General features: G+C 40.8%; 7 protein-coding genes. 5 read left to right on the top strand and 2 right to left on the bottom strand.

Going from position 1 to position 6294, the window contains the following annotated elements:
* Nucleotides 1-686: SMP-30/gluconolactonase/LRE family protein (locus VIN08_RS09080; protein WP_331963457.1), on the bottom strand; the 686-nt coding region annotated here is incomplete at its 3' end.
* A gap of 33 nt (nucleotides 687-719) precedes the next feature.
* Complete coding sequence (locus VIN08_RS09075; RefSeq protein ID WP_331963454.1) at nucleotides 720-1349, bottom strand: L-threonylcarbamoyladenylate synthase; 630 nt, start codon at nucleotides 1347-1349, stop codon at nucleotides 720-722.
* Nucleotides 1350-1443: 94 nt separating this feature from the next.
* Between VIN08_RS09075 and mltG the strand changes: the two genes are divergently transcribed.
* The 5 genes from mltG (at nucleotide 1444) to VIN08_RS09050 (ending at nucleotide 6201) form a co-directional block, all read left to right on the top strand.
* Complete coding sequence (gene mltG / locus VIN08_RS09070) at nucleotides 1444-2496, top strand: endolytic transglycosylase MltG (RefSeq protein WP_331963450.1); 1053 nt, start codon at nucleotides 1444-1446, stop codon at nucleotides 2494-2496.
* A 3-nt stretch (nucleotides 2497-2499) separates the two neighbouring features.
* Nucleotides 2500-2907 (top strand): thioesterase family protein, encoded by a 408-nt coding sequence (locus tag VIN08_RS09065; RefSeq protein WP_331963447.1) that lies wholly within the window; start codon nucleotides 2500-2502, stop codon nucleotides 2905-2907.
* Nucleotides 2908-2930: 23 nt separating this feature from the next.
* Nucleotides 2931-3887 (top strand): YihY/virulence factor BrkB family protein, encoded by a 957-nt coding sequence (locus tag VIN08_RS09060; RefSeq protein WP_331963444.1) that lies wholly within the window; start codon nucleotides 2931-2933, stop codon nucleotides 3885-3887.
* A gap of 261 nt (nucleotides 3888-4148) precedes the next feature.
* Nucleotides 4149-5573, top strand: coding sequence for a hypothetical protein (locus tag VIN08_RS09055; RefSeq protein WP_331963441.1), 1425 nt, complete (start codon nucleotides 4149-4151; stop codon nucleotides 5571-5573).
* Between the two features lie 13 nt (nucleotides 5574-5586).
* Nucleotides 5587-6201 (top strand): hypothetical protein, encoded by a 615-nt coding sequence (locus VIN08_RS09050; protein WP_331963438.1) that lies wholly within the window; start codon nucleotides 5587-5589, stop codon nucleotides 6199-6201.
* Nucleotides 6202-6294 lie beyond the last annotated feature (93 nt).

The following is a 6294-nucleotide window of genomic DNA, read 5'->3' as shown; positions in this document are numbered from 1 at the left end:
AGATTGCCTTCCTTATCGCACTTCATGCCATCAAAACCAAAATCCGGAAACTCTGCAAAAAGTCTTTTGTTAGAGATGTTGCCTTTTGCATCAACATCAAACGCCCAGATCTTTCGCTGCACACTTTCATTTACATAGAGTATCTTTTCATCCGGACTCAACTCTATACCATTGGCGGTGCCCATCTTATCGTCCAGCAAAACAGCTTTACCTTTTTTGTCGATACGCCAGATTTTACCGGTGCCTTCTTTCCAGTTAGGATCAGAAGCAAACAACTGGTTATGACGGTTGATGCATATATCGTTAGGCTGATTGAATGCATCGTTGTGTACATATACCGATACCTTCTTCGATTTCATATTTACCTTCAACACATTGTGCCCGCTGAAATCGGCCAGGTACATATTGCCTTTGCTATCAAACTTTACGCTGTTGGCGGTGCTTCCCTGTGGCAGCGTAATAAACACCGACATGTCTTTCTTGGGAGTAATTATACCCACGGTTCCATCCTTCTGATAGTTTACAACGTACAGGTTACCCGCGTTATCGAAGCATGGCCCTTCAATGTTGTTGGTAAAAATATTTTCGGGTGTAAAATCTTCTGCTATAAAAAGGCGCTGATAATCCTGTGCTTGTGTAGTGGTAAATGAAACAACAAACAGAAAAACTAAAACATATCGTGTCATGGGCTTTTGTATTAATTGGCTAAGTAAAAATAGCTATAAGTATTGATCGATATCACCAAGTCCCTGCCGGATAATTGTTATTTCATCGGCTGTACAGTCCACAACCGTAGAAGGAACGTTGCCGCCAATGCCGCCATCAATCACTATATCCACAGCATTTTTAAAATCTTCATAAATCTCTTCCGGATCGGTAGTATAGGCTTTGATGTGATCGTCATCTTTGATGGAAGTAGTGATGAGCGGATTTTGCAACTGTGCTACAATAGTGCGCGGTATATTGTGATCAGGTATACGTATACCCACCGTCTTTTTGTTTACATCCAATATCTTGGGCACACGGCTGCTCGATTCGAGAATAAATGTGAACGGACCGGGCAATGCTTTCTTTAAAATCTTGAATACAGGTGTATCAATCCGTTTGGCAAATTCTGAAATGTGACTCAGATCATTACAGATAAAAGACAGGTCGAGCTTTTGTGGCTTGATGTTCATAATATGACAAAGCCGTTCGATCGATTTACGGTTCATCAGGTCGCACCCTATTCCATAGATCGTATCGGTGGGGTACACGATAATTCCTCCTTCTTTCAATACATCAACCACGTGATTGATCTTGCGCGCCTCCGGATTTTGAGGATGTATTTTTAATAATTCTGCAGCCATTCGTTTGTTAAAGATAGAGATTCGTTAGAAATCAAAAGTTGTTCCTGCGGGAGGTTGAGGCCGTTTTTATTATTTTTGAAGCTCATATTTTTTTATGAAGCCGAATAAACGTCTCATCATATTTCTCCTGGTAGCGATCCTGGGAATTTCTTTTAGTTATTACGCCTATCAGATCGTCTATACACCGAATATTCTGGTAGGTATGGACGATCGCCTGCTCATTGTTGAAGAGGGCTCGACCTTTAAAGACATTCAGCGAAAACTTCATGAAGGCCGAATTGTGAATGATCTTGTTTCGTTCAGCTTCCTGGCCAAGCTCACGGGCTATGCCAGTGAGTTGAAACCGGGCCGCTATATTTTGCGCAGCAACATGACGAACATTCAGGCACTAAAGATTCTGCGATCCGGTAAGCAGGAGCCGGTAAAGGTAACGTTCAACAATGTGCGTTTAATTCCGGAACTGGCAGAAAGAATTACAAAGAACCTGGGCATGAAGCCCGAAGAATTTGAAGCAGCGCTTATCAAGTTTGCCATGCATAACTCCTATGGCTTTACCAAGGATAATGTAATGGCCATGTTTATTCCGAATACATACGAAGTATATTACAACGTAACACCCGAGGCGCTGATCGAGCGCATGCATAGTGAGTATGAAAATTTCTGGACAGAAGAGCGTAAAGAAAAAGCAAAGGAAGTTGGGCTTACACCGATAGAAGTTTCTGTGCTGGCATCTATCGTTCAGGCCGAAACGATCAATGCCGCTGAAGCTCCGATCATTGCAGGTTTATATATGAATCGCCTCAAGAAAGGTATAGCACTGCAGGCAGACCCAACGCTGGTGTTTGCTGTAGGTGATTTTACCTTGAAGCGTGTGTTAAATGTGCACAAGCAAATTGATTCGCCCTATAACACCTATATGTATCCGGGCTTGCCTCCGGGACCGATCAACATGCCGGAGATCCGTTCGCTTAATGCAGTGTTGAATTATACTCCGAGTAATTATTACTATATGTGTGCGAAAGAAGATTTTTCGGGTAACCATAACTTTACAAACAGTTACGAAGAGCACATGAAAAATGCAGCCCGCTATCAGAAAGCACTTACCATTGAACAGCAAAAAGGTGCTGCCTTGAGGGAAAAACGATAGCCGATGTATCAGTCAGAAACAAAAATCCGTGTGCGTTATGGAGAGACTGACCAGATGGGTTATGTATACTATGGATTTTATGCCATGTATTATGAAGTGGCCCGCGTAGAAAGTTTACGTCAACTGGGCATTTCGTATAAGGAAATAGAAGCGATGGGTATAATTATGCCGGTGCTCGAAAATCATTCGAAGTACCTGGCGCCCGGGCGATACGATGAGCTGCTGCGAATTGTAACGACCATTCGCGAGAAGCCATCGATAAAGATCAAGTTTGAATACGAGATCTTTAATGAAGAGAACAGACTAATAAACCGGGGAGAAACCCTGCTGGTATTTGTTGATAAAGCAACCAATCGTCCATGCCGCCCACCTCAGGCTATGGAAGATATACTCGCGCCATTTTTTAAATGAGATACAGGTATAAACGTATTTTTTTGCAGTGGACTCTGGGCGGTCATATAATTGCCTGGCTGAAGAAGGTGCGGTTTAAAAGGTATGAGAATATATCGCTGTATAGAATAATAAAGTTATTTATACTCAACTTGTGGGAAGATGAAATTATGGACCGCGCCAATGGTGTTGCCTATAATTTTATACTGGCTATATTTCCGGCTATCATCTTCTTGTTTACGCTCATTCCCTACATCACTCCGTTATTTCCGGAGATAACACGCGAGAGTATATTACAATTTTTAGGAGAGATGATGCCGGCATCGATGTTCGATGTGGTTTCGCCTACCGTAATGGATATAGTCAGTAACCAACGGGGTGGCTTGTTGTCGTTGGGTTTTGTGTTCTCTATATATCTTTCTACCAACGGTACACTTTCACTGATGCGCGCCTTTAATGCCTGCTACAGAACTATTGAGAGACGCAGCGGTTTAAAAACAAGACTGATAGCCACAGGGCTTACTTTCAACCTGGCCTTTGTGGTGCTGTTGGCTATTGTGTTGCTGGTTGTTGGTCAGTTTATGTTAGACTATATCGAGCAATTTGAGTGGCTGCATATTGATAACTTCACGGTGTTCCTGCTGTTTGCCTTGCGCTTTCTGGTCATGTTTGCTGTGTTCTTCCTGGCTATATCTACACTCTATTACTTCGGGCCGGCTATTCATTACAACTGGCGTTTCTTTTCTATCGGTTCGTTGATTGCTACATTTCTTACGCTGGCTGTGTCGTATGGATTTTCGTATTACGTTACCAACTTTGCTACCTACAATAAAGTATATGGTTCCATCGGAGTGCTGATCGCGCTAATGGTATGGATTCAACTTGTTACCGTGGTGCTGCTGATTGGCTATGAGGTCAACGCCAGTATACATCACGCCATTCGCAGAGAAGCTCTATGGAATGCGCGCAAGTATAGGAAGCAAAGACCCGTTGTTGGCTAAGCAAGACATCTTATTTAATCAAGCCTTTTACTTTCTTCATCACTCATATTAGAAGTTGAAACTTCTTTAATCGGTATATATACCGAGAGTATTCCCTGTATTTAATCTATGCTGCCTTGCGTGATGTCTTTATTGATCTTCGCAGCCCCGCCTCGTTAGTTTTGATCTATACCTAGGGGCAGTGTAGTTGATTTTTTTCGCAGAGGGAGCCCCTTCGTATACCCGATCCGTTGTGAAAGTTTTTTACCTAAGCCATATCCTATGCGAAAACATCTATCCGTCATTTTAGCGATTCTGTTATTGTGGGGCTCATCGTGCGATCCTGAAGCTCTTATAGTTTCGCAAACATCCGATCAGAAGAAAATTACATTAACAGATGTTGATCATGATTCTGTCGCCAAAGACCTGCTTTCAAAACTTCAGAAAAAAGCAGCCAACGGAAGAGTTAGCAGCATCGAAGTTACCGATGCCTTTTTCAAATATAGCGATCCTGATAGCGGCATTCTTAATTATACTTTTCGTTTACCCGATCACTCTCCTGATTATTTTGAGAACCTCGTGCTATCACAATATGAGGATGGGTTCTATGGATTTATATACCGCTATATTCCGGATGGAGAGTATATCAGTGATAAATCCTTTAAAGGTGTACTCCAACTGTACAACCTTGATAACGAGTTAATACAGGCGTTTCCTATTCCTTATGTACGAGACAGTATAGCAGCCAATGGTAGAATTCAACTGATAAACCAATGCGTTCGTAACGTTGAACAAACTTGTGTAACGACCTACGAGATAGAAACGGTAACGGATTATCCCTGCCATTGTCAGTATGATAGAAAAGTAGAGACCGGCACAGTATGCACTTTTTCTCTCAACATGGGTTGGTGTGACGACATGACCGCTGCCCCTCCTGCAGGAGGCGGAGGTACATATATAGGCCCCAGCGATGCAATACCTCACAGCGGTGGTCCCGGAGGAGTAAGTCTGCCGAGTATACCCAAGCCTGTGAAGAACCCGGTAGTGATGATCGCTGATGATGATATTACTTTTAATAATGTAAAATCTCCATGCCTGGTAAATGTTATTAAGAATTTGATGAAGGAGAATTTTAAGAATAAGATAAACAAACATGTAAAACACTTATTTGTAGATGCTGAACAGGTGCAGAATCTTGATTTTACAGAAGTAAAAATGATTGTTAATAGCCAAAATCAACCGGTGCATGCTCGTACAATGCCACCAACTGGAGATGGGAACAGTCAGATGCATATTGAAATTCGATTGAATGCTTCTACTCTGCCTGGTACCAGTCATTTATTTCAAATAGTAGCTATTTACCATGAGACGGTTCATTCATTCTTAATGATGGATCGTGAATTTGCCAGTTATGACCAAAATACACAGCACAAAATGATGGGTGACACAATTCATATACAATTAATGATTAGTGCTGTTCAGGACATCTACGGGAGAGCGTTAACAAAAGAAGAATCAAAAACAGTAGCTGCAGTTTGGTTATATAACTTGGATGAAGGCTTAAATGGTAACAGCTTTATAGAATCTTTAACTCAATGGGGATTGACAATTGACGACATTGTTAGGATGGGAGCGAAAGAAGAGAATTTGATAAAGGATAATGATACAGGAAAGATTAAAAGTATAGGAGGAAGTGATTGTTACTAGATTTTATTCGGCTATGAAGTTACCTATATATATATTGTTTTTCTTAATGCCCCTCCAATTGGCTCAAGCGCAACATCATTTGTCTTATTTTGACTTTATTGAAGATCCTCTTAAAATCAAAAAAGGTGAAGAAGAGAATCATTTCAAATATGCTTTGACTTTGCTTGAACAAGATTCTGTTGTTAAGGCCTACCAAATTTTATGGCGTGTACGTGAAACGGGAGCACTGGATTTAAAAAAAATTAATAATGCTCTGGAAGCGACAAAGCGAAAAATTATTCATCGATATAATAAACTGCTTCGAAGCTCCTGGATCTTGAGTTATGAAGGGTATGGTGGTCCTATACGCATGCGCGATTCTGTAAGATTTGAGAAGATTGTGATATCCAAGAGGAAGATCTGTTTTTATGGGAAGAAGGGATTGACTAAAGAGTATAAGTATAGCAATGAAATACAGATAGATCCTTATTTTGGATATGTTAGTTATTTGGTCAGGTACAAAAATCTTTCAGAAGAATGGATGTATGATTTGGAAATTCAGGCAATAGAAAATGCAGAGCTTGCTATTGAGGCAAAAGAAGGACCAATTGATGGCAAGGATGTAGCAGTATATACAAGGATTAAATAGTATTGATCAAACTTTTTCTTACGGGCCCTTGCATTAAAAGGAAACTGTATGAATTTTAAAGTATAAAAAAGATAACACAGTAAATAAAAAGGG

The sequence above is a fragment of the Ohtaekwangia sp. genome (genome assembly GCF_036568665.1).
GTDB lineage: Bacteria > Bacteroidota > Bacteroidia > Cytophagales > Cyclobacteriaceae > Ohtaekwangia.
Note: the sequence above shows the minus strand (reverse complement) of the source record. Positions and strands in the feature narration are given on the sequence as shown.

Coding starts and splice junctions, on each gene's coding strand:
- VIN08_RS09075 (WP_331963454.1), bottom strand. CDS start 1,349: ATGGCTGCAGAATTATTAAAAATACATCCTCAAAATCCGGAGGCGCGC.
- mltG (WP_331963450.1), top strand. CDS start 1,444: ATGAAGCCGAATAAACGTCTCATCATATTTCTCCTGGTAGCGATCCTG.
- VIN08_RS09065 (WP_331963447.1), top strand. CDS start 2,500: ATGTATCAGTCAGAAACAAAAATCCGTGTGCGTTATGGAGAGACTGAC.
- VIN08_RS09055 (WP_331963441.1), top strand. CDS start 4,149: ATGCGAAAACATCTATCCGTCATTTTAGCGATTCTGTTATTGTGGGGC.
- VIN08_RS09050 (WP_331963438.1), top strand. CDS start 5,587: ATGAAGTTACCTATATATATATTGTTTTTCTTAATGCCCCTCCAATTG.